Origin of the sequence: Gilliamella sp. Occ3-1 (assembly GCF_001690655.1) — a bacterium.
GTDB classification, from domain to species: Bacteria; Pseudomonadota; Gammaproteobacteria; order Enterobacterales; family Orbaceae; genus Gilliamella; species Gilliamella apicola_P.
Genome location: NZ_LZHQ01000027.1, coordinates 77,781 through 103,794, shown reverse-complemented (window position 1 = coordinate 103,794; position 26,014 = coordinate 77,781). Strand labels below are relative to the sequence as shown.

Genomic DNA, 26,014 nt, shown 5'->3' with positions numbered 1-26,014 from the left:
TAAAAATGGGATTATTCAACCTGAGAACTGTATGCGGCATTTTGCTAGTTGTTATTCTTTTGTCAGGTTGTTCTAATTCTCAGCCTTTGTTAGCTGTTCCTGAGCAAGTTTCATATGATGATGAGTTAAAAATTGCTCAACTCAGCCAACAGCTATCACAAAAAGGCCTTGATACTGGAACGCGAATGCAACTCATATTTCAGCGAGGTATCGCCTATGATTCATTAGGGTTTAAAGCCTTTGCTCAAAGCGATTTTTCCTATTTGTTGAGTTTAAATCCGGAATTTCCTGATATTTACAACTTTTTAGGAACTTATGCATTAAGAGATGGCGATTTTGATACAGCTTTGATGTCCTTTAATACTACATTAGAGCTTGAACCCACTTATACTTATGCATATTTAAATCGTGCTATTACTTTGTATCGGACAGGCCATTATCAAGCTGCAGAGCGTGATGCATTAAGGTTTTATCAATATGATGTGAATGAACCTATTAGAATTCTATGGCTTTATTTGATTGAAAAGGAAAATGATAATAAAGCCGCCAAAATTGAGCTACAAAAACGTTATGATCTGATTAATGATAAAACGAGTTATAGTGGCAATATTATTGCATTTTATTTAGGTAAAATTAGTGAATCTAAATTAATGCAGAACCTTCAACAAGGTGTAGAGAATAATCGACAATTAGCCGAACGCCTTTGTGAAGCCTACTTTTACTTAGGTAAATATTATCAAAGTAAAGGTGACAACGAACGTGCCAAAATGTTATTTAAATATGCTTTAGCCAATAATATTTATAACTATGTTGAACATCAACAGGCACTTTATGAAATGAAGTTACTTGAAGAAAAAGAAGAGTAACAAGGGTCATGCCAGTTTTAAAAGTGAAAATATTGTTATAGCGTAGTTCTGATTTGCCAAATAATATGTTCTCAACATTAGATAATGTGGTTAGCTTTATCTTAGATATATAAATATTAATTAACCTTAGTTTATTTTTTTAGATTCGATTTGTTGAGTTAACATAGGCAGTTAGTTATTGGGGTGAGTTGTAAATTTTCAATTTAGTGAGCTGGCATAAATTTATATTTGCTTTCTTTATTTGGTTTAAAAAATTAAGATAAAACTTATTTGATATTAGTTAATAATTATCAGGATTTTTGCTAAATAAGTAAGTTTATATATTCAAAATTTATAAGCGAGTTTACATGACAAAAGAAGTTTCTTTTATTAATCTTGGTTTATCCGAGGATATTCTTAACGCATTAAATGATCTTGGTTTTAGCAAACCATCACCAATCCAATCTGAATGCATTCCCTTATTATTAGAGGGGAATGATGTATTGGGTATGGCACAGACAGGTAGTGGCAAAACTGCTGCATTTTCAATTCCTTTCTTAATGAATATTGACGCAAACTTAAAAGCACCACAACTTTTAGTATTAGCTCCTACACGGGAATTGGCTATACAAGTTGCTGATGCTTGCTCTGAATATTCAAAATATATGAAAGGGGTTAAAGTACTCGCTTTATATGGTGGACAGCGTTATGACGTTCAATTACGTGCCTTAAAACAAGGTCCTCAAATTGTAGTTGGTACACCAGGACGTTTGCTTGATCACTTAAATCGTAAAACCTTAGATCTCTCTAATCTTAAGGGATTAGTACTTGATGAAGCAGATGAAATGTTAAGAATGGGCTTTATTGATGATGTTGAAAGCATTATGACAACGATTCCAGATGATCATCAAACAGCTTTATTTTCGGCAACAATGCCAGCACCAATTCGTCGTATTACTAAACGATTTATGCAAAATCCTAAAGAAGTTCAGATCAAAGGTACCAATCAAACTGCCCCTGATATTGACCAAAGTTATTGGCTTGTTAGAGGTATGCGTAAAAACGAAGCTATCGTTCGCTTTCTAGAAGCAGAAGATTTTGATGCGGCTATTATTTTTGTTCGAACAAAATCAGCTACTTTAGATGTGGCGGAAGTGCTTGAAAAGCACGGTTATAGTTGTGCTGCATTAAATGGTGATATGACACAACAATTGCGTGAACAAACATTAGATCGTTTACGTAATGGTCGTTTAGATATATTAATCGCAACCGATGTTGCTGCTCGTGGTTTGGATGTTGAGCGTATTAGCTTAGTTATCAACTATGATATCACGTTAGATTCTGAATCTTATGTTCATCGTATTGGACGAACGGGTCGCGCTGGTCGTGCTGGTCGTGCTATTTTATTTGTTGATAGCCGTGAACGTCGTTTACTTAAGAATATAGAGCAAACTATCAAAAAAACAATTCCAGAAGTTGGGTTGCCATCAAAAGAGCTACTTGAACAGCGTCGTTTAGCTAAATTTACTGAGCAAGTCCAGAAACAGCTTGAGAGTAGTGATTTAGATGAGTACCAAAAGTTATTAGCACAAATACAAGCTGATAGTGGAGCCGATCTTGAAACGATTGCAACCGCTTTATTAAAATTAGCACAAGGGGAACGCCCTTTAATTTTGCCACCAGATCCAGTGTTTAAACCATCGCGTGAAATGCGAGATCGGGATAATCGTGGCGGTGAACGCCGTTTACGTGGTGATAATCGTGAATCCCCAAAACGTCGAGAACGACGCGATGTTGGTGATATGGATATGTATCGTATTGAAGTTGGTAAAGAGAACGGTATTGAAGTTCGTCATATTGTGGGGGCAATTGCTAATGAAGCTGATATTAGCAGTCGTTACATTGGTAATATCAAGCTTTATGATACTTATTCGACAGTTGAATTACCAAAAGGTATGCCAAAAGACATACTAAAACATTTTGAAAAAGTAAGAGTACTTAATCAACCAATGAAAATGAGCTTAATCAGTGGAGCAGCGTCTGATACTAAACGAGCTCGTAAAAACAGTAAATCAGATACATCCGATAAACCGTTTGCAAAAAAGCGTAGTCGCCCAACAGCGCCTAAATTCTAATGTATTGACCTCTGCCAAATGGTAGAGGTATCTTTAATCCCTTTTATTTCAACTAACAACATAGTTTAGTAGCTACATACTGCATCATATTCAGCTAGATAACAAAACAGAGTTAGCGCTTTGCCCTAAGTTATGATTAAGAGTATACTATTACAAATATTAACAGTTAATTAGAGGTAGGCATGGCAGATTCTTTAAACAAATGCAAAGCAAACGAAACTCCAGCATGTTGTTGTGTGGATGTTGGTACAATAATTGATAATGAAGACTGTAGCTCTGAATATGAACACATCTTTGCGACAGAATCAGAAGCTCAAGCTAAGTTAGCATCTTTAACCCAAGCTGCAAATGATGTCGCAACAGAGCCGTGTGAAATTAATAGCAATATTGATAAAATAAGCGATGGCTTTAAATTATCAGCAAAATTTACCTTTTGTTGTGGTGCAGAAAGCATGATTTTCCAATTAAAATTACGTTAATTGAATATTGATGAAAGTTTGTATTATGAGACATAGTGAAGCAGGGTTTTCTGCTTCATCAGATTCCAGTAGAACATTAACAAATTATGGAATTAATCAGTCAAATCAAGCTGGCAGATGGCTTAAACAGCAAAATTTTCAATTTGAAATTGGTTTGGTTAGCCCTTATTTGCGAGCTCAACAAACATTAACAGAATTATCATCACACGTTAGTGTTGCAAAAGTTGAAACTAATCAATTTTTAGTGCCTGGTGGTAGCCCATCTCATATTGCTGACGTATTAGCAATATTGTTAAATGATGGGGTTGAAAATGTGATTATTGTATCTCATTTGCCATTGGTGGGATATTTAGTTAATGAACTATGTCCGCAAGTTGCTCCTCCTATGTTTTCTACTGCCGCAATTGCTTGTATTAGTTTATTACCAAACTCTGCAGGAAATCTTGAATGGTTTCATCAAGCGGAGTAAAAAAACTTAATCTTTTTGATTTACCTCTAACTGGTCGAACTTTAATTGAAGCATCGGCTGGAACCGGTAAAACTTATTCTCTTGCCTTTATTTACTTAAGATTATTATTGGGCATTGGTCAAAATAGTTACCCAAGACCTTTAAATGTTAACGAAATTCTGGTTGTGACTTTTACCAAAGCGGCAACTCAAGAACTTCGATCGCGGATAAGGCAAAATATTCAAGAACTGCGAATAGGGCTATTACAAGGACATCATAAAGATCCTATTTATCAACAACTCATTGAATTAATTGATGATAGAAAATTTGCAGTACAGCAACTTACTATTGCTCAACAGTCAATGGATGATGCGGCTATTTATACTATACATAGTTTTTGCCAACGAATACTAACTAGCCATGCATTTGAATCGGGTGTTTTATTTGAGCAAAAGCTAATCTCTGATGAATATGAGTTAAAATTAAGAGTAACCCAAGATTTTTGGCGTCACTATTTTACACCGCTTGATAAACCACTTGCTTATTTAGTGCTTGCTACATGGCAAGATCCAACGGCATTGCTAAAAGACATCACCCCTTATTTAGGGTTAGATTTCAACAATGCAGGCAAGGTAAACCTAGATATAAGTACAACAATAAAGTTGTTTCACCAACAAAGTTATGAAAAAATTGAAAATATTAAAAAATCTTGGTTAGCTTTGTCTGAAAAATTAGTTGAAATCATTATACAATCAGGTGTCAGCAAACAATCATATAGTAGTCGAAATCTACCCAATTGGGTAATTAAAGTATCGGCATGGGCTAACAGCGAAACTCGAACGTTTGAATTACCCAACGAACTTGAAAAATTTAAGCAATCAGTTTTAATCGAAAAGACGAAAGAAGGAAAAAGTGTTCCATGTCATTCGTTTTTTGAACAAATTGACGATCTATATAAACAACCTTTTGATCTACGAAGCCAAATCTTAATGGATATTGTCAGTGTAATTCAAAAAGGGCTCTATAACGAAAAAATCAAAAATGGCGAGATGAGCTTTGACGATCTTATTTGGCAACTAAATCGTGCACTAAAAGCAAAAGCAGGTGATCGATTGGCGCAAAGTATAGCCTCAAAATATTGTGTTGCTTTAATTGATGAGTTCCAGGATACCGATCCTGCTCAGTATCAAATTTTTGATCGTATTTATGACAGGAAAAAGTTAGATCGAGGTCTATTATTTATTGGTGATCCAAAACAAGCAATCTACAGCTTTCGAGGTGCAGATATATTCACTTACTTAAAAGCTAAACAATCGACAGGGGAAAATTCTTTTACCATGGATGTAAACCATCGTTCATCTGCTTCGATGGTCAAAGCTGTTAACCAATTATTTTCTAATTGCGATAATCCATTTATATTTAATGATATTCCTTTTTTACCCATGGAAGCGGCAAAACGGAATCAGCAAAAGTCTTTGCAAGTTAACAACCAAGAAGTATCGGCATTAGCTGCTTACTTACTGCCTGATGATATTGCAACCAATTCAGATTATCAAGAACACATGGCTAGTTGTTGTGCTAGCCAAATAGTGACTTTACTGTCTAATTCGTCAATGTTAATTGATAGCGAAAACGAACAACGTCCAGTGACTACAGCTGACATTGCAATCTTAGTGCGTAATGGACGTGAGGCCAAAGTTATCCAACAAAAATTGACTCATTGCGGTGTTAAGAGTGTCTACTTGTCAAACAATAGTAGTATGTTTTCTTCAAATGAAGCAAAAGATGTATTGAGCCTATTGCAAGCTGTTTTAATGCCAGAAAACGAAACAATGCTCAAGTTAGCATTAATGACATCGCTATTAGGTCAAACCATGACAGACCTTGAACAAATCACTGACGATCAAGATAAATGGGAAAGTTTGGTCGAAGAATTCAAACAATATCAAGCAATTTGGCAATATTATGGTGTATTGGTTATGTTACGCCGAATGATGAAAAAACGGCATCTAGCTGAAAACATCTTAGCTCGCCAAGATGGCGAACGAACATTAACTAACTTAATGCATTTAGGTGAATTACTTCAAGAAACATCAAATGAGTTAGATGGTCCACACGCCTTAATTCGGTGGTTGACAAAACAAATTGTTAACCCAGATCCAAATTTAGAAAATCATCAGCAACGCCTTGAAAGTGATGAAAACCTTGTCAAGATTATTACTATTCATAAATCAAAGGGATTAGAGTTTCCAATTGTTTGGTTACCATTTATTTCAATATATCGTGCATCCGATAGCCAATTTTATCATGATAAAGATAATGACTATCAGCCAACTTATGCATGGTTACTGTCTGATGAGATTAAAGAGCAGATAGAAAAAGAGCGACTTGCTGAAGATTTGCGGTTATTATATGTTGCAATGACTCGCTCGGTTTATCATTGTAGTATTGGACTTGTTTCATTGAAAAAAAGCCAATCGGCTATTAATCATTTATTAAAAAGTGAATTAAGATCAATTGCCAATATAGCTAATTTAATTGATGTCCAATTACCAATAGAGAGCGAACAGTATATTCCGGCAATTTTGCCAGACCAAGCATTATCGGCTAACGTATTTTCGCGTAATATTTCAAACAGTTGGCGGGTCACAAGTTATACTGAATTACAAAGGCATAATCATAATGTATTGGCTTATAAGCCTGATCTTATTAATGACTGGGACGAATCCCCATACGAATCCGATAGAGTACAATCAAACGACACATTATATGATATCCACCATTTTCCTAAAGGAGCATATGTTGGTACATTAATGCACAGCATTATGGAAGATATCACATCAGATAATCTTGTTGAATTATGTAATCAGATGGTAAAAAAGCTCAATTTAGAAACAGAGTGGAATAGCGTAGTAACAAATTGGATGCAACAGATATTGACTACAAAACTGCATGATCCAAATTTAATATTATCGCAAGTGTTAATGGGGCAACATATTAACGAATTGCAATTCTATCTCCCTATACGCAAAACAGTCACTAGTCAGCAATTAGATAGTTTGTGTAAACAATATGATCATTTATCAAGATTATGTCCCGAATTAGATTTTGAGTCGGTACAAGGTATGCTAAGAGGCTTTATCGATTTAGTCTTCAAATTTGAAGGGAAATATTATGTGGTTGATTATAAATCTAATTGGTTAGGTGAATGTGTTGATGCTTATAGCCAAGAAGCACTTGAAAAAGTGATGTGCGATCATCGCTATGACCTACAATATCAACTTTACTGTTTAGCATTGCATCGTTTTTTAAAAGGACGTTTGTCTAATTACCAATACCAAACGCATTTTGGAGGGGTATACTATCTCTTTTTACGAGGAATGCCCGAGCAAGGCATCTTTTATCACCGACCTCAGCAAGAATTTATCGAAGAACTTGATAAGCTGTTTGATGGTGAAATGTTAAATTGAATATAACAATTATTAAGAAATAACCATATCGAAAAATACAATTGAATAAAAATAAGGCACCCGAAACGGTGCCTTATTTTTAGATGGCTTATTTAACATTTAAACATAAGCTGATAGCTATAGTGTTTATCTGTCAGTAAAAATTCATGATGTACATTTGGTGTCCAAGAATCATCTCCACCAATTCCCATATGATAAGCATCAATACTTATATAAGCGCATGACCTAGGTTCCAATAAATGACGATGAGTTTTTTCTATTAATTGCTCTGTCCCATATTGATTAACGTTAAATTTAAACTGATGTCCAGTTATGATCATCTCATTAAGTTGCAATCTTTTAACCTCGCAACGCAATCCATTTTCACATGGATAAATATAAGGTGTATAAAGTTCTGCAAAAGGTAACGACCAATCACCAAAAATAGCTGATGTTTTTCGATCAGGATAATTTTCATGAGGTCCTAAGCCAAGCCATTTTACTTTTTTAGGAATCTGTTTCATTTGATAACATAAACCGACTCTTGCGGGTGCGGGCATATCGTTAGCAATATCAACTTGCACAGATAAAGTGAATTTGCCTTCTTGATCGAACTCGTATTGCCATTTAGTTTGAATTACTTTTTTGTTTTTGAACAAATATCCATGCAGTGCTTCGATCACAATCTTATCTGTTGATTGTGTAAGATGCATACCTAAACATTGGTGGGTTAGATCATAATAACCAGCGGCTTTCCACTGCTCAACCCAAGCGAATGGATTATTATTACTATCAAAATCGCCACTAATACCAATATCATTATCAATAGGCGCACGAACAAACTGATCAGCAAAAGGTGAAGCTAATAATGGTTTATTACCTTTTGTCCATTGGTAAAGCTGCCCTGTTTTTTTATTAAATAGCCAACTTTGGTTTTTGTAATTAATAATGTAATCATCTTTAGTTTCGGTCAATTTTAGTTTATTTTTTGCTTGGCAAAAAGCTAATGAAGGAATATAAGAATTAGCTAATTTCCACTGTTCCCATGCAATAATATGACCTGCTTGTGACCATGGTGTAGCCTTGTTTTGAATAACACGAACTGATAAATGTAGGTCTTCACAATTTAAATCATTTGCTATATCGTCAAGTAAAGTTATTTGTAATGAACTATTGGGTTTAATATTAAGCTTAATTTTTCCTTTTTGATATTTTTTTCCATTAAATAATAATTCCCAATATAAAGTTTCATTATTTGCATGGTGAAATAGATATTCGCTTGTAATATCAATAACCAACGGTTTTTGACTAATTAGCTTAAATTGGAATGGTTGTTGTACCTTTTTGGCTTCAATCAAACTTGGGTGAGAAGTTCTATCAGGAAAGACTAATCCATCCAAGCAAAATTGTCGGTCATGATAAGTTTCACCAAAATCACCGCCATAAGCCCAATAATTATCGCCAGAAGGTGTAGAACAGCGTATCCCATGATCAGCCCATTCCCAAATAAACCCACCTTGTAGCCTAGGATATTGTCTGAACGCTTGCCAGTATTTATAAAATGCACCTAGGCTATTACCCATTGCATGGGCATATTCACACAAAATAAGTGGGCGATTTTCATTTGGTAATGAAATCCATTTTTTTATTGCCCATTTGGCAACATTAGGATGTGGTTGATCTTGCTCAACGCGGGCATACATAGGACAAATAATGTCAGTGGCAGTAGTGTTTGCGCCACCGCCTTCATATTGCACAGGACGAGTTGGATCGTTACTTTTAATCCAAGCATAAAGTGCATCATGGTTTGCCCCATGTCCCGATTCATTTCCTAACGACCAAATAATAATAGAAGGGTGATTACGATCGCGCTGAACCATTCGCGTTACACGTTCACTATAAGCAGCAAGCCATCTAGGATCGGCCGACAAACGAGACATAGGAAACATACCATGTGATTCGATATTGGCTTCGTCAACTAAATATAGTCCATATAGATCACAAAGATCATACCAACGAGGATCATTAGGATAATGACTACATCTCACAGCATTAAAATTATGTTGTTTAATCAATTTGATATCATGCAACATTGCTTCTTCCGTCAATGCATATCCCAAATCAGGATAGAACTCATGGCGATTTGTGCCTTTAATTAATAGTGGTTTACCATTTAAGCATAGTTGTCCATGTTTAATTTCAATAGTCCTAAATCCAACGTTATAAGCTTCTGATTCAATTAATCCTGTTTTTTTGTGATATAAACTAACAACAATTCGATAAAGGTTTGGGGTTTCAGCACTCCATAACTGTGGTTTAGTAACTGGTATTTGAAAACGTAAACGGTCAGTGTATCCTCCTTTTTCGTCAACAAAAGGTAAGCCGATTGATTGCATATGCTCGACAACTAACTTATTTTGTTGCCATAGTTCAATACCTACATCCAATAAATCTATGTTTCCATCATGCTGAATATCGGCCTGCAGAGATAAAGTTGCATTTTGATAACAATCGTCAAGTAAAGTATCAATATGAATATCACTTAAGTGGGATTTAGGTTTATTCAGTAGGGAAACATTTCGGAAAATACCACTCAATCGCCACATATCTTGATCTTCAAGATAACTGCCATCACACCATTTTAAGACTAATACTGCTATGCGGTTTTTACCGACTTTCAAAAAAGGCGTTAGATCAAATTCTGCTGGGGTTCTACTATCTTGTGAATAACCAACCCATCGTCCATTACACCAAAGATGAAATGCAGAGCTAACCCCATCAAATATAATCCGTGTACCACCTTTAGTCAGCCACTCTTTAGTCACAGAAATATATCGTGAATAACATCCTGTTGGATTTTCATCTGGTACATAAGGCGGGTTATATGGAAAAGGATAACGTATATTGGTATAAACTGGCGCATCATATCCCTTCAACTGCCAGTTAGATGGTACCTCAATTGTAGTTGCATCAAGTTCCTTTTGTAACCATGACTCTGGAACTTGCTTGGGACTTGTAAAATAACTAAAAAACCAATTACCATTTAACAATATTATAGAATCTGAATCACTATTATTTTTAGCTTGTTGTTTATTTCGCCAACTATGAAATTTTGGATGGGTATCGAGTTTATTAATACTTAAAACAGATAAATTATTCCAATCTTGCCGGCTTATAATTTCATTGAAAGAAGGATTCATATGTTCTCCATTTTACTCTGATTATTGTTACTATCACCGATTTATTTACTAATTATTATAGGGAGTCTGTAATTAAATACGGTGATCTTGTTAACATTTATGTAATCGTATACATAAAATATTAAATCTAGTTTTATCGATTTTTATTAATTAAAAAATTATGAGTCGAGGGGAAATATATTTACTAATGCTGTATATAAAATGATAATTTTTAATGTGATATCTATCACAGTATTAGTGTTTAGTTTTTGAATAGTCGCTTGTATTGGTTATATTTAAACTACCTAGTAAAAGGTATTGGATTGTTACCGATTTATAGCGGGCAAAACCTAAAGAATAGTTATAACTATTCTTTAGGTTTTTTTTTGTCTCAAATTTAAAAGATTTTTAATTATTTTTTAATAATAAGCTTGGGAGGGGGAAAGAAATGAAATTTTCAAAAAAAATAGTATATAAAATCAAACCAAAACGAGTTGTTTTAATGACTATGCTAGGTTTGTGTTATTTACCCAATGCGATGGCAGCAACTCAAGATGAGCTAGAAGCAAGAATTGCGTTATTAGAGCAAAAGTTATTAGTTCTTAGTCAAGAGTCTAATGATTTGAAAAAGCAACTGATTGATTCTAATAAGCAACTTGCTAAATTAAATAATAATCTTCAAAAACAACAAATTATTATAAATAATCAGAAAAAAGCGCTTAAAAATAGTCAAAATGTAGCAATTACAAAGCAACAGCCTCCAGTTAATCCTGTACAAGCAAATAATAATCAAATTTTACTAGTTAGTACACCAAAAACCGATACTATGCAAGACAGCAATCATCCAGAAAAGACTTCATTTACTTTAGCTGAATTTAAAGATTATATTAAAGAAGAAATAGGATTTTCTTATAATGGTTACTTCCGTGGTGGTTGGTCAACTTCAAGCAATGGTAAACCTAAAAATTATGCTGAAGGTGCATTAGGTCGATTTGGTAATGAATATGGTGGTTGGTATGATCTTATCTTTAAGCAAAAAGTCTATGATCAAGATGGAAGGCGAGTTGATGCAATTGTTATGATTGATGGAAACGTGGCAACAAATAAAGCTGCGGGTTTATTTAATACGCAAGATGACAATATTATGCAATTTTCAGATATATATTTAGAAACAAAAGGATTTGTGCCACGTTTCCCTGATGCGAAATTATGGGTGGGTAAACATTCTTTGCCTTATAATGAAATACAAATGCTTGATTGGAAAACACAAAAAACGCCAGCAGGTGGAGGTATTGGTATTGAAAATCTTAAAGTCGGTGTCGGTGCTCTTGATTTATCATTAGTTAGAGCAGATGTAAATGTGAAAAATAAAAAAGAAATAATTAGTACTGATGATAGTAAAGTAAATAAAATTGACCAATACAAAAAGGAAGAAGTTGATTTAAACGAACTAGAAATTCGCTATCGTGATATCCCATTATGGCAAAATGCAACGCTTGGTTTAAATGCTCGTTATTCAGCACCAAATAAATCTAAAATTCAAAATAGTATATCTGTTAAAAATGCTTGGCTTGGTAGCCTTGTTTTGCGTCAAAATGAATTTTTTGGCGGATTTAATCAGTTTACATTACAGGAAGCAACCAATTCTGTTGCATCACAGTTGGCTAATATTAATACTAATAACCCAGAGTTTGCCAGTAATTCGGATAATGACTATATAGGTACACATACTGGTGGTAAAGCTTATCGTTTTGTATCGGAAGGTGAAGCTTATTTAAGCGATAATATCATTGTTGCCCATGCTTTGGCTTTAACTTCAGGAAATGATGTTTATTCTTATGATCTTAATCTTCCACATACCGATTTTACAAGTTTTAAATCAGCAATAAGACCAGCTTATATCTGGGATACTTATAATCAAAGCGGTGTTGAACTAGGTTACTTTCGTCAGAAAGACAAAGTTAAAAGTAAAACTTATGTCGAAGAAGGATATAAAACAACACTTTACCATTCATTTAAAGTCGGAAAAAGTATTTTATCTTCACGACCTGATATTCGTTTTTATGTTTCTTATATAGAAGCACTACAAAATGATATTAGTAAATTTGATTTTAATGGTAAAGATCATCAAATTAGTTTTGGTGTACAAACAGAAGTTTGGTTCTAAGTGATATAAAATAAGACTTATCATCTGAACTATATTATAGATGTAAAATATATGGTTCAGATGAAAAATGGATACTTTGTTGATGTATAACTACTTTATTTTTAACTATTAATAAAAGCTACTGAATAACGCTTAGTTAAGGTTGGTATATAGACGTTAATCAAATTTGTTGGAATACTTTCTCCTTTCGCAAGCTTTAGTGCTAATTCAGCAGCTTGTTCAGCCATTGTCTGTAAAGGATAACGAATGGTAGTTAATTTAGGATGTAAATAACGTGATAAAACAAGATCATCAAAACCAATAATCGAAATATCGTTTGGAATTTTAATATCATTATCATAAAGCACAGACATTGCACCAGCAGCCATTGAATCGTTATAACAAGCAATTGCGGTGATATGGCAGTTGCGTTCAAGTAATGACATCATTGCTTGTTCGCCACCTATTTCATTAGGTAAACCAATCGCAATAAGGTTTTCATTAACATCAATACCATGTTCTAACAATGCGTCTTTATAGCCTTGTAAACGATCAGATGAATCAGAAATATTATGATTTGAACATAAATAACCAATTCTAGTATGTCCATGTTGAATTAAATGTTTGACTGCAAGATAAGAGCCGTAACGATCATCAAGAGCAATACAGCGTTTTTCAAATCCTTTTACGATACGATTAATTAGAACCATACCTGGTACTTGTTGCATCAATTTTTCTAGATCGCTATCAGAGAGCATTTTGGCATGTACAACTAACGACGAACAGCGATGCTCAATTAATTGAGTAATTGCATTATATTCTTGTTGCTCATTATGATATCCATTACCGATTAACAAAAAATGACCTGTTCGTGAGGCAACTTTTTCAACTGTACTAACCATGGCACCAAAAAATGGATCCGATACATCAGCTACAACAATACCAATAGTATTCGAATTTTGTTGTGATAAAGCGCGTGCATTAGCATCAGGATAGTAGTTTAATTTTTCCATAGCTTCTTTTACGGTATCTCTAGTATTATCTCGAACGTTATTTGCGTTATTAATTACGCGAGATACGGTTGCAACTGAAACTTTTGCTAAACGCGCAACATCTTTTATTGTCGCCATAAAAAACCTTTTAATTACTATCCATAAAATATCGATAATTATAATATTTAATGCTTATCAATATAGAGTTCTGTAGATTAACAATAATATAAGACAAAAAGTACTGAAAGTGAAAGGGTTATCTTTTTTACTGTCTTGAAGTTAATTCATTTAGCAATACTCTTGATATATGACTGAATTAACTTATCATAATAAGGTAAAATAAAAACTTTGCCAATGAAATCATTGGCGAATTAAAAACTAGAATTGTTCATTAAAAATTAAGGGGACATCGATTAGCAAATCCCCTGATAGTGGCTAACTAATTAATTTAAAAGTATTAATAACATTATTTAGTAGTTACTTTTATTAATATAGCTGTTGCTGGATCAAGTACTGGTAAAGGTAAACCGACATTCATTAACCAATCACCAGATAACGTTGTTGTGTCCTTCATCCATTGAGGTAATTCTTTCATAACATGACCATTTATTTTAGGATCGATATTATCAGGCATATCTAGCACTTCAATTTGGTATTGTTTATCGGCCAACAAGCCTGTCAATCGTAAATTACCGCTTAACGCGTAAGTTGGTAATGTTAGTTGAGCGATAATAAACACAGCTTCTTTTCGGTCTTGGCTTACAACGCCATAACTTTGCATAGCTAGGTTATCATCAACATCCAATCTTACAAAGTTACCGCTATGTAATAAAGGACGCAGTTGTTTATGTAAATTAATATAATATGCAAAACCGTTCTGTTCTTGCTCAGATACTTTTACTGGATCGAGTTCAACTCCCATATGACCAAATAAAGCAGTTAGACCGCGTAAATTCATATGTAGCTCACGGAATGTAGTATGACATAATGCACCGCCAATATGAGCACCCATGACTTCTGGAGGGAAGAAATAACTCATTCCGCGTTGAATTATTTGTCTATCTAATGCATCGTTAGAATCTGAAGTCCAAAAACGTTGTGTACGCTTTAAAATCTCATAATCAATTCGGCCTCCACCTGATGAACAAGATTCTATTTCAATGGTAGGGAATTTTTCTTGCAAAATATCAAGCAATCGGTAAAGTGTTTTAGTTTGGCCAACAATTGCAGGATTACCTTCATGACCAGGTTGAACAATTTCACGATTCATATCCCATTTAATATAATCAATGTTATAACTACTGAGTAACCAAGTTAGCCTTTCAAGCAGATATTCAAAGACAGCTGGATTTTGTAGATCAAGTAAATACTGATGGCGGCCTTCTGGTTGTTGATAACCTGGTAGTTCAAGTAACCAGTCGGGATGAGCACGATAAAGATCTGAGTTTTTATTAATCATTTCTGGCTCAACCCAAATACCAAACTCCATACCAAGATCTTTAACATGTTTAATAACCGGTTCTAAACCATTGGGATATTTTCGCTCATCTAAATACCAATCACCTAATCCTTGGTAATCATCATCACGTTTACCAAACCAACCGTCATCAATGATAAAACGTTCAACACCAATTTGAGCTGCCTTAGTCGCCATTTTCATAATGTAATCAGGGTTATGGTCAAAAAAGATACCTTCCCATGTATTAAGATGAACAGGACGAGCTTTATTTTTGGCGAATTTAATAATATTACTGCGTAGAAACTGGTGGAAATGTTGACTCATTTTATTTAAGCCTTCATCGCTATAGGTAGCATATAACCAAGGCGTACTTAAAGATTCACCTTTAGCTAGTGATATTTCTCCTGCATAATACAGAGCTTCAGCTTGAATAAAACGTTTACCGTTACTTTTAACTGCAACTTGAATGCGATGATTACCACTCCATCCCAAGTGGATTCCCCAAATTTCGCCAGTTTGTTCTTTAAAACCTTCGGTACCAACCATCATCCCAGGGAAATATTCGTGTGATGTTCGTCCTCGTCGATTTTCTTGTAAATAACCACAATGTGATATTTTAGTTCGATGAGGGAAAAATTCTTTAATCCAACGACCGCTAAAAGCCATTAATTCTTGTGCCCGTTCAGGAATAGGTAGCGTAATAGAAAAACGATTAACTTGATATGTTTCATCACCTAAATTGGTTAAAGTATTTTGACACTGCAAAACACCACTTTTATCTAAAATAAAAAAACAGGTTAAACGAAGTTTAGCAATGTTATCTTCACTAATAATGGTAATGCTATTGTCAGTTTTATTAACTTCTTTAGTTGTAAAAACAGGAGACCAATCTTTACTATTTCGGTGTCCTTCAAGTCCTGGTGTACTAAAATTACCTAAACTTTCTTCTGGGCATAGAGTAAATGGAACGTTGACATCAATACGGGAATTTGGAACAGCAGGGTAAAGCATGTCAATCATTTCAGGTTGAAAGTTTTGTAATCGTTTACCAAAATAACACAATTCGGTATATGGTTCAGTGCGAAAAAGAATATCTATGTTGTTGTTGCTAAGACGATAATTCATAATGGCTCCAAATTTGTAATATGTCACTTATATAAAATAATGGCTATTTATCTAAAATAATATTTTTAATTTCATATTTTGTGATTAAGATCTCAAAAAATGTAAACGATTTCATTTTTGTATTATACTTTTATTCTAGATTTTAAAGCCGTTTATTATAAAATGAATATAAGAATTGATATTATTTTATGTTATATTATATTGCTATCAATTTATGTTATTATGAAATTCTTTATAGATGGTTGTTGGAACTATATGAAAAAAATAAATATTATTGCACTACTTTCGTTTTTTGCGATTTCTTTTGATGGTTACGCTATAGACAAATATGTGACTGATAATGTTGATATTTATTTGCGCCGAGGTCCTGGTTCGCAATATGCATTTTCTAATGCCGTTAAAGCTGGAACAAAGGTCATTGAGCTTGAAAAAAGTGCAGATGGTAAATTCACCCGCATTCAATTAAAGAGTGGTAATACTGCTTGGATTGAAACGAATAAGCTAAATGAACAGCCTAGCTATAAAGAACGTTTTCCAGCATTAGAAGCTAAATTAGCAGAATATCAAGACAAAGTTGATAATGCCGAAGCAAATCAACAAAAATTAATGAGTGATTATGTCCAAAAGTTGCAATCGGCTGAAAAATCTATTGATACACTTCAAAATAAAAATAATGTTTTAGAAAAACAAGTTAAAGAGCAAAACTTACGAATCGAGTCAATGCTAAATCAAGTGGATGATAAACGGCGTGATCTTATTATAACTTGGTTTACCTATGGTGGTCTTGTCGCTGGAGGAGGTCTTATTTTAGGGCTTATTTTACCAAGAATTATACCTAGTCGACGTAAAAGAGATCTCTGGATGAGATAGATGAGTAAAATCTATCTTGTAGGAGGGAGTGTGCGCGATAAATTGTTGCGTCTACCTGTTGCTGACCATGATTGGGTTATAGTTGGCGCTACACCAAATGAACTTTTGGAGTTAGGATATCAACAAGTTGGTAAAGACTTTCCAGTTTTTTTACACCCTCATACGAAAGAAGAATATGCGTTGGCTCGCACTGAGCGTAAATCCGGTAGAGGTTATACTGGATTTATCTGTGATTTTGGTAAAGAGATCACATTAGAACAAGATCTGATTCGCCGTGACCTAACAATTAACGCTATTGCAATGGATGAAGATGGCAATATCATCGATCCATATCATGGCGTTGATGACATCAAACATAAAATCTTACGCCATGTATCGCCAGCTTTCCGAGAAGATCCTCTACGTATTTTACGTGTAGCTCGTTTTGCTGCTCGTTTTCATCGATTAGGTTTTACTGTGGCAGCTGAAACTATAGAGCTAATGAAACAAATGGTATTAGACGGTGAGGTTAGTTACTTAACACCAGAGCGTGTATGGAAAGAAACCGAAAAAGCATTGTCGACATTAAATCCACAGATCTATTTTCAAGTGTTAGAGCAATGTGGAGCATTTCCTTTATTATTTTCATCATTAGACTTAACCGCCAGTATTAATGATGCACTAAAAAAATCTGCTTTATTAACTGATGATTTAACTATCCGTTTTGCAGTGCTGTGTGCACAGTTACCTAACAAATTAGCAGTCGAAGCATTATGTGCAAAAATTAAAGTACCTAACAACTATACTAAAGTTGCCGTCATGGTTCAGCAATATCGAAATAATTTTGAACGAGTGCAAACCCTGACTGCTGAGAAAATTGTTTCTTTGCTAAATAGTATTGATGTATGGCGCAATCCTTCGCACCTTGACCAATTAATTATCGCAAGTCAAGCTTTTGCTAAAACAACATCGTTTTCACAAGCAAATTATATAAAAGAAGCTTATAAAATTGCTAATGACGTTAATGTGCAGCAAATTATTTCTGAAGGTTATACAGGAAAACAAATCCATTATGAGTTACAAAAAAGGCGAATTGAAGCGTTATTAAACTGGATTTGACTAACTCTCAATCAATTGTCGTTTTTTTTCAAAATATCTTAAAAAAAGGGTTGACGATTTGGCGTAACACTAGCATAATGCGCTTCGCAGTGTTGGTTATGACGTTGCAAATGAATGGCTACGTAGCTCAGTTGGTTAGAGCACATCACTCATAATGATGGGGTCACAGGTTCGAATCCCGTCGTAGCCACCATTAAGGTTAGGTAGTACTTTTACAGGAAGTATTTAATGCGGGTGTGGCGAAATTGGTAGACGCACCAGATTTAGGTTCTGGCGCCGCAAGGCGTGTGAGTTCAAGTCTCTCCACCCGCACCATTTAATCTTAATATCTATCCTATATTGGGGTATAGCCAAGCGGTAAGGCAGCGGGTTTTGATCCCGCCATGCCCAGGTTCGAATCCTGGTACCCCAGCCATTCCAATATACATAATTTTGGTATTTCATTTTTTTGATTTGTATCAATGTTGGTGTATTAATTTACTCAATATTTTTATGTGAGTATAACGGAACTGGTAGACGCATTAGATTTGGAGCCTAGTTTAGGGATGTGTGCAAGTTAAAATTTCACACCTTGTATCAAATGTGATCTTTATTTTATATATTGGGGTATAGCCAAGCGGTAAGGCAGCGGGTTTTGATCCCGCCACGCCCAGGTTCGAATCCTGGTACCCCAGCCATATAGGTTATCTATTTTCCAATTCTTTCTTATTATTTTCCAATTCTTTCTTATTAAATGTAGTTTTAAATAAGCAAATTTTTTTGCCTTTGTGGATTAAAATCGGCGGGGGTATCGTCTATTATTTAGTAAAGGATAATTAATTGACATTAATTAAAAACACCTAAACAAAAAATAAAAATAATGTGATCTTTGATCGTTTTTTGGTTAAATCCCACGGGCAAAACAAATTACTCACGTGGGATTTATTTCAATTACGAATCTTATTTATATAAGTTAACAAAAACGGTTTGTGCCGTGCTTGCAGAGTTAGATGATATTTCTTTTACATAATAAAAGTGTGCACCATTAGCAACCGCATGTTTTTGTGCGACGGCACTGATTTCTGCTGTATTGTTAAATACACCATGGAAGCTAATAGTACTAAATGGGGTCATGTGTTTAAACGCTTCGCTACTAATTTCGTAGGCATCTTGACCTGCTATTGCAGTTGTGACGATATAATCTCTAGCTGGTGCGTCTTGCTTATATAAAGCCACTTCGATATCTTCTGCTTGGTTTTTGATGTCATCAGACGAAATGGAGTCGATATAAAACGCATAAGCATTTTTTTTTGCAGCTAATTTACTTGCAGCTTCGGTGATTTCGGAAGTGTTATTGTAATTACCTTTAAATTTAACAACATCAAACGGTAAATAGTAAAGAGCTTTTGAACGTTCATAAGAAACTACACCATTATAAATAGTTTCATCTTTCTGTATGGCTATTGGTGCGTTAGATTTGTAAATATTGGCATAAACAATCGCACGATCTGAGGAAGTTCCATTGGCTGGACTTTCCATTGCTGTAATATAGTAATATTTAGCGCCTGCTTCATCAGCAGCACGAGAAATATCTTTAGCAGCATTTTCGGCCTGTAAATAACTTCCGGTTACAGAAATTTCTTTCAATGGTACTAAATGACTACTTTCTTCAGCAGTTAATGGCTCAGCAGCATAAAGACTAGCAACAGGTAATGATAACAATACGGCTAACGCAATAGAAGATTTGGTAAAACGTTTCATAATATATTTCCTTCATTTTTGAATTATTAAAATAGAGAATTGCTGTTCAACGCTTATTTTATTTGTAGATATAGATTGATATTACTTCGAAAGTATTCGAACTGGCAGAGCTCCTGATGTGTTGTCCTTGTCTACTTGTAAAAAGCGTTAAGACATATAGTTGTTTTGGTAGGAACAAATAGTAAAACAACTTGTTATTGTTATAAGACGTTCAGTAATAATCCTCAAGTTCTTTTAATCAAATAGAAGGGTGCCTAGCATTAATTGCTTAAAATGAAATGAATTGTCAAAAAAAGAGTTAATCTAGTGCTAATTAAGAATGTTAAAATTTTTCTGAACTGTATTTCCTGTACAGATTAGTCTCTAATTTTTTCAATAAAAAAGTTAAGAATCTGCGCAGTTAAACCCCAAATAATCCAATTATGATATTGATAAAAATAGACAGAATACTCAGCTCTTTTTTGCCATTTAGGCGATCGGTTTACAATGATATCAAAAGGAAAATCATCAGCTGGTTTATGCCCGACAAACATTGTTGTACGCTGAGGGGGATTTTGAATAAACCACTCAATAGGAACGGTAAAAATCTGTTCGACTTCATCATGATTTAGTTGCAAATCATCAAGCGAATTGATTGTGCCAACAAATGGATAAATAGCCATACCTAATGTTGCAATAAACTTGGGTAATGGTCCTAAAATTGTTATTTGGTTAAAAGATATACCTAATTCTTCAACTGTTTCTCGTTTAGCTGTGTATTCGGGATTGGTATCAGATAATTCCACACGCCCACCAGGAAAGCAAATATCTCCAGGTTGCCATTTTAATTTTTTAGATCTAACTTGAAATAAAAGATGCAATTTATGATCAATATCAACGATAGGCAATAATACCGCAGCTTTATTATTGATAAATTTTACGGTTTCTTTTTTTTGAATTTGTTTAGCAATATTTTCAATTGTTATCATAATTATTCATTTTACTCGAGAGGTTTAAATTTTTGCCCTATTTACCTTATACAAATAACATGCTAGATTTATTTAATGCGCGAGTTTAATACGCGTATTTTATCTAACTGAAGCTATGCAATATTATATCAATAACATAAAAAAAGAACTTGAAGCTCTTGCCATTTTGAAACGTGAACGCGCGCTCGTAGGTATGTCTTCTGAATTTCAACAGGTATTTTTGTTACTTCCTGCTCTTTTTCATTATCATACACCTGAATTACCAGGATATATGGAAGGTAATATACCTTCTGGTATTGCTTGTTATCAGTTGTCTGATGATGTAAGAAAACTGCTTAAAACCGAATTCGATTTTATTCCAACCGCGAACGAAAATAAAATTATTAATCTCCCTACAATATCTGCTTTATATTCAATGGGTAGTACCTGTTCTATTGGGCAGTCATTTCAATCTGATCTTGATGTTTGGATATGTATTGAGAATAGTTTAACAGATCAACAAAAAGAAGCATTACAACAAAAATGCCGTTTGATCGAGGACTGGGCAGCAAATTTGCAAGTCCAATTAACGTTATTTGTGGTAGATGCTGATCGTTTTATAAATAAGCATCATGAATGTCTAATGGGCGAAAATTGTGGATCGGCGCAACATATTTTGTTGCTCGAAGAATTTTATCGTTCTGCAAATTTATTAGCAGGAAAATATTTGCTTTGGTTTGCAGTGCCTTATAATTTCACCGTGAATAACGTTACATATCCTACTTATGAAAAGTGCATTAAAGCAATGGTTGAGCTTAATTTAATCAAACGGGATCAATGGATTGATTTTGGTCCACTAACTGGATTATCAGCTCAAGAGTATTTTGGAGCAAGTTTATGGCAACTTTATAAAAGTATTGATTCACCTTTTAAAGCGGTACTTAAAACCCTATTATTAGAAGCGTATTCATGGATTTACCCACAAAATAAACCAGTTGCTTATCAAATGAGGGAACTGATTCAAAAAGGCAAAATTCATAAAGGGATGTATCTGGATTCGTATTACATGTTGTTGGACAGAATCAGTAAATATCTTATTGAAATTAATGATTATGAGCGACTTGAGTTAATTCGTAATTGCTTTTATTTAAAAGTGAATGAGAAACTTTCTATTCCAATGCAATCGCCGTCATGGCGTCGCATTATTTTGAGTAACCTAGTGAAAAGTTGGGGATGGGATGAGCAACAAATTGCAAAATTAGACGCATGCCAAACTTGGAAAATAGGGCAAGTCCGAGAAATACACGAAATCTTATTACACACTATGATGTCAGGCTATCGAAATTTACTCAATTTTGGTCGTCGTAATAATTTAGACTCCTTAATTAGTCCTCAAGACCTGGCGATATTAACACGTAAACTCTATGCTGCTTTTGAAGTATTACCGGGAAAGATCACAACTTTAAAGCTCAATATATCTGATAATTTACAAGAAGAGGCATTAACGTTTATTCATGTTGCGGAAGATCGCATCAATCGAGCAGGATGGTATGTTTACAATCAAAAACCTGTGTTGCAATCAATTATTGGTCATCAATATCTTGAATATAGCAAATACTTATTAAAACTAGTAAGTTGGTGCTATTTTAACGGTTTAATCGCTGATACCACTGACTTTTATTATCATGATGGCCAAAACCGAAATAATTCGAAAATTAATAAATTGATCGTTGATCTAAAAAATTACTTTCCTATTGATGTGCCAGCAGCAACTGAAGAACAGCTATATGGACCATGCGAAATTCGCCATTTGGCTATTATTTTAAATTTAGAAGACGATCCGACAGCTAACATTGAATTAGACGATGAAGTGACTAATAGTGTACTTAATTATGGTAAAAATGAGCTAAGTTTAGTGGGATCAATTGATCTTCTTTATCGTAATTCGTGGAACGAAATTCGTGTTCTCCATTTCAGCGGTGCACTATCAGTGCTTCAGGCGATTAAGGAATTACTAAATCGAATGCATAAAGATGCTGATTTACCCTATTCGCTCGAAATCTTTTGTTATAGTGAATACCTGAGCGACGAAATCAAACAACAAATGAAAAAGTTAATGGATGAATGTATTGATTTACGTTTAACTACCACACAAAATAACTCAACGCAAGTAAAACCATTAAGAATTGATGGAGCTTCATGGTATCTATTTTTTGAGCGATTAGGTGTATCATGCCATCAATTTGAAAGTGCGATTGATTTTTATGGCGCTGTATCAAATAACAAAATACAAGGCAGACCACTAAACATTTTAGACGAAACTAACGAACTACCGAAAGAAATTGACAGCGTTGCTTATGCTGGGATAATACAATTCTTCTTTGAAAGTACTGATTCAGGGTTTGATCTTTACATTTTAAACGAGCATAATCAAGTTGAAATATACCGTAATTGCAACGGTTCAAGAGATAATATGGTTAAAGATATAAACGAATTTTATATCCTATCTGACGATCGTTTCACATTTACTACCAGTAGCTCAGTTAATTTTAATCTACCTCAATTTTATCAAATCACTTATAATGAGCGTGATGAAAGAGAAATCATTCCGCTTAATTAAAAGCTCGGCAAACGAGCTTATTCGAATATAATCGTGTCAAAAAGTTTCAGGAAAATATATTTTTGAGTATAAAAAGAATAAAAATTCATAATTAATAAGTAAAATAATTAAATTTCTATTAGAATAATGGGAACTTTTTTCTAATTGAAGAATCTAACTGTATGTCAGCACAACTTTGGGCCGATTGTCAGTTATTAACATAATAAGATAAGGAAAGGCCTTTAATGGGGGAGCAAATAACAGACCAAGTATTAGTAGATCGCGTTTTAAATGGAGACAAAAATGCATTTAATTTACTTGTTGTTCGTTATCAAAACAAACTGGCTTATTTGGTTTCTCGTTATGTATTAGCGTCCGAAGTCCCTGATGTTGTGCAAGAGACTTTTATTAAGGCATATCGATCATTAAGTCTTTTTAAAGGTGAAAGTGTTTTTTATACATGGCTGTATCGAATTGCAGTTAATACAGCAAAAAATTACTTAACATCTCAAGGACGACGGCCACCATCATCGGATATAGATGCTAGCGAAGCCGAAAGTTACGAAGGTGCAGATTCATTAAGAGATCTTGATAATCCTGAAAATTTAGCACTTTCAGACGAAGTAAAAAAAACAGTATTTGCAACGATCGAAGCATTACCTGATGATTTAAAAACAGCAATTACATTGCGCGAAATCGAAGGGTTAAGCTACGAAGAAATCGCTCAAGTTATGGATGTGCCGGTTGGAACAGTGAGATCTCGTATTTTTAGAGCACGTGATGCAATAGATGAAAAAATTAAACCATTACTCAGTTAATGGCTACAAACTGATTAATAATTAGTAGTCATAAATTTAAGGTATTTACTATGCAAATAGAACAGAAAGAGCAACTTTCATTACTTATGGATGGTGAGTTTACAAACGACCATATTGTTGATGAAGTATTAAATGATGAAAATTTGCAATCATGCTGGCATCGTTACCATATTATCAGAGACACAATGCGAGGTGAATTACATAGTAGTTCATTAAATCATAGTAGTTCATTAACTTTAGATATCTCTAGTCAAATTGCTCAAGCGATAGCAACTGAAGATTTATACAATCAACTTACTGATCAACCTAATATTGACAAAACCACGTCACCAAAAGCTGAAAACCTAATTTGGATCCACGTTAAAGACTTTATAGGCAAGGTAAGCCAAGTTGGACTTGCAGCTTGCGTCACTCTTGGGATTATTGCAGGTGTACAATATAATCAAGGACAAACAGATAGTGCCAGTGCAAGCCCTACATTAAATACAGTACCAGTTGGTGTAAGTGTGGCTCCTGTAGGTGGCATTCATCAACAAAACGATCAGCAATTACTTGAAAAACGACAATACGACAAAATCAGATTGCTTGTACAAGATTATGAATTGCAAAAAAGATTAAATACACACTAATTTGAAATGAAATCATCAAATTATTTTATCAAACATTTTATAAAACAGAGCCGAAAAATAATATTCGCTCTGTTTTTTGCATTTTTCTCAGTATCGATTTATGCCAACGATATAGAGGATGCTTTTGCGTTATTAAACAAAATGAACCACGCTGTACAAACGCAAGATTACCGTATTTACTTCGTATCACAAGATAAAAATCAATATGTAACCTCATTCGAATACAGCCATATAGGTGCGCCTGTAAAAGAAAATATTAATGCCTACTTGCGCTATCTGGAAGGTCCTGATAAAGAGATCATCTTACATAAAGGCATAACCAGTTACTTTCAGCCTAATAGTTCATCATTTTCTATCACTAGTTCTCGCATTATCGAGGCTTTCCCTGACGTTGTTTATAATAATTTTAATAACCTTAAAGGTGTTTATGATTTTATCTCATTAGGCAAAGCAAGAACGGCTAATAGAAGTACTCAGTTGGTCAAAATCACAGCAAAAGAACAGGATCGTTATAGCTACGAAATTTGGATTGATGATGAAACTTATTTACCAATTAGGATCGATTTATTAGATCAAAATAGCGACATCATTAATCAGATTAAAGTAATACAACTAGATAAAAATTTCGATAAGAAAAAACAGTTAGATTATATCAACAGTCGAACTTATCCAATTTTATTGTCGATAGAAAAACAAAATAACATGCTCGACCAATGGCGACTAACTTGGTTACCTAAAGGATTTAAAGAAGTAGCTGCTTATAATTTGAATTTTTATAGTTCTGATATCGCGACTAAATTGTTTTCAGATGGCGTATTTTCGTTTACGGTCAATATCTCATCTGAACAAGCTAAACAAGCTAATCAAATTATTCAACAAGGTGGAAGGACTATTTATTCAACCAACTTAGGTCACAAAAACATTATCATCATAGGTAATTTACCTCGTACTACTATTGAACGTATTGCACAAAATATTGTTCAGAAATAAGTGCAAACTTCTTAATAACGCTATGCTTGGTAGCGATAAAAGTGTAAAATATTTCACTTTCTGACT

At 34.1% G+C, this 26,014-nt stretch carries 17 protein-coding genes and 4 tRNA genes; 16 read left to right on the top strand and 5 right to left on the bottom strand.

Translation table 11 applies throughout. The features are described from left to right. The first annotated feature begins 5 nt into the window (after positions 1–5). The 5 genes from nlpI (at position 6) to recB (ending at position 7,377) form a co-directional block, all read left to right on the top strand. Complete coding sequence (gene nlpI / locus A9G43_RS07950; RefSeq protein ID WP_065608089.1) at positions 6–866, top strand: lipoprotein NlpI; 861 nt, start codon at positions 6–8, stop codon at positions 864–866. Between the two features lie 347 nt (positions 867–1,213). After that, the gene (locus A9G43_RS07945; RefSeq protein ID WP_081298080.1) at positions 1,214–2,980 is read left to right on the top strand and encodes a DEAD/DEAH family ATP-dependent RNA helicase; all 1,767 of its coding nucleotides are present in this window, start codon (positions 1,214–1,216) and stop codon (positions 2,978–2,980) included. A 182-nt stretch (positions 2,981–3,162) separates the two neighbouring features. After that, complete coding sequence (locus A9G43_RS07940; protein WP_065608087.1) at positions 3,163–3,459, top strand: YfcZ/YiiS family protein; 297 nt, start codon at positions 3,163–3,165, stop codon at positions 3,457–3,459. 25 nt (positions 3,460–3,484) lie between these two features. Then, a complete protein-coding gene (sixA, locus tag A9G43_RS07935; RefSeq protein WP_218058642.1) occupies positions 3,485–3,928 on the top strand; it encodes a phosphohistidine phosphatase SixA in 444 nt (147 codons plus the stop codon). After that, on the top strand, positions 3,907–7,377 hold the full coding sequence (gene recB / locus A9G43_RS07930) for an exodeoxyribonuclease V subunit beta (RefSeq protein ID WP_065608085.1): 3,471 nt from the start codon (positions 3,907–3,909) through the stop codon (positions 7,375–7,377). Before sixA ends, recB begins: the two co-directional genes overlap by 22 nt. Positions 7,378–7,469: 92 nt before the next feature. Here recB and A9G43_RS07925 read toward each other — a convergent pair whose 3' ends face one another. Continuing rightward, entirely contained in the window at positions 7,470–10,556 is a 3,087-nt protein-coding gene (locus tag A9G43_RS07925) for a beta-galactosidase (RefSeq protein WP_065608084.1), read from the bottom strand. Positions 10,557–10,983: 427 nt separating this feature from the next. On the opposite strand from A9G43_RS07925, the gene A9G43_RS07920 reads away from it, so the two are divergent. After that, positions 10,984–12,702 (top strand): carbohydrate porin, encoded by a 1,719-nt coding sequence (locus tag A9G43_RS07920; protein WP_065608082.1) that lies wholly within the window; start codon positions 10,984–10,986, stop codon positions 12,700–12,702. Positions 12,703–12,803: 101 nt separating this feature from the next. Here A9G43_RS07920 and A9G43_RS07915 read toward each other — a convergent pair whose 3' ends face one another. Beyond that, entirely contained in the window at positions 12,804–13,811 is a 1,008-nt protein-coding gene (locus tag A9G43_RS07915; protein WP_065608079.1) for a substrate-binding domain-containing protein, read from the bottom strand. 328 nt (positions 13,812–14,139) lie between these two features. After that, complete coding sequence (locus tag A9G43_RS07910) at positions 14,140–16,257, bottom strand: alpha-galactosidase (RefSeq protein WP_065608077.1); 2,118 nt, start codon at positions 16,255–16,257, stop codon at positions 14,140–14,142. A 255-nt stretch (positions 16,258–16,512) separates the two neighbouring features. Between A9G43_RS07910 and A9G43_RS07905 the strand changes: the two genes are divergently transcribed. The 6 genes from A9G43_RS07905 to A9G43_RS07880 all read left to right on the top strand — a co-directional run bounded on the left by A9G43_RS07905 (position 16,513) and on the right by A9G43_RS07880 (position 18,902). Next, a complete protein-coding gene (locus A9G43_RS07905; RefSeq protein WP_065608075.1) occupies positions 16,513–17,127 on the top strand; it encodes a TIGR04211 family SH3 domain-containing protein in 615 nt (204 codons plus the stop codon). Next, on the top strand, positions 17,128–18,225 hold the full coding sequence (locus A9G43_RS07900) for a multifunctional CCA addition/repair protein (RefSeq protein WP_065608073.1): 1,098 nt from the start codon (positions 17,128–17,130) through the stop codon (positions 18,223–18,225). It begins immediately after the preceding gene. Between the two features lie 116 nt (positions 18,226–18,341). Continuing rightward, positions 18,342–18,418: transfer RNA gene (locus A9G43_RS07895), tRNA-Met, on the top strand. Between the two features lie 37 nt (positions 18,419–18,455). Further along, a tRNA-Leu gene (locus tag A9G43_RS07890) sits at positions 18,456–18,540 on the top strand. A 25-nt stretch (positions 18,541–18,565) separates the two neighbouring features. Beyond that, a tRNA-Gln gene (locus A9G43_RS07885) sits at positions 18,566–18,640 on the top strand. A gap of 187 nt (positions 18,641–18,827) precedes the next feature. Next, positions 18,828–18,902, top strand: a tRNA-Gln gene (locus A9G43_RS07880). Between the two features lie 262 nt (positions 18,903–19,164). Here A9G43_RS07880 and A9G43_RS07875 read toward each other — a convergent pair. Both A9G43_RS07875 and A9G43_RS07870 read right to left on the bottom strand, forming a co-directional pair. Next, positions 19,165–19,965, bottom strand: coding sequence for a YdgH/BhsA/McbA-like domain containing protein (locus A9G43_RS07875; RefSeq protein ID WP_065608071.1), 801 nt, complete (start codon positions 19,963–19,965; stop codon positions 19,165–19,167). Positions 19,966–20,321: 356 nt separating this feature from the next. Then, positions 20,322–20,933, bottom strand: coding sequence for an NUDIX hydrolase (locus A9G43_RS07870; RefSeq protein WP_081298078.1), 612 nt, complete (start codon positions 20,931–20,933; stop codon positions 20,322–20,324). 115 nt (positions 20,934–21,048) lie between these two features. Here A9G43_RS07870 and A9G43_RS07865 point away from each other — a divergent pair, with 115 nt between their 5' ends. The 4 genes from A9G43_RS07865 to A9G43_RS07850 all read left to right on the top strand — a co-directional run bounded on the left by A9G43_RS07865 (position 21,049) and on the right by A9G43_RS07850 (position 25,948). Continuing rightward, positions 21,049–23,532 carry a class I adenylate cyclase gene (locus tag A9G43_RS07865; protein ID WP_065608069.1) on the top strand — a complete coding sequence of 828 codons (2,484 nt, stop codon included), beginning with the start codon at positions 21,049–21,051 and terminating at the stop codon, positions 23,530–23,532. 224 nt (positions 23,533–23,756) lie between these two features. Continuing rightward, on the top strand, positions 23,757–24,329 hold the full coding sequence (gene rpoE / locus A9G43_RS07860; protein WP_065608068.1) for an RNA polymerase sigma factor RpoE: 573 nt from the start codon (positions 23,757–23,759) through the stop codon (positions 24,327–24,329). A gap of 50 nt (positions 24,330–24,379) precedes the next feature. Beyond that, entirely contained in the window at positions 24,380–24,958 is a 579-nt protein-coding gene (locus tag A9G43_RS07855) for an RseA family anti-sigma factor (protein WP_065608066.1), read from the top strand. Between the two features lie 6 nt (positions 24,959–24,964). Further along, a complete protein-coding gene (locus tag A9G43_RS07850; protein WP_081298077.1) occupies positions 24,965–25,948 on the top strand; it encodes a MucB/RseB C-terminal domain-containing protein in 984 nt (327 codons plus the stop codon). The last annotated feature ends 66 nt before the right edge of the window (positions 25,949–26,014 follow it).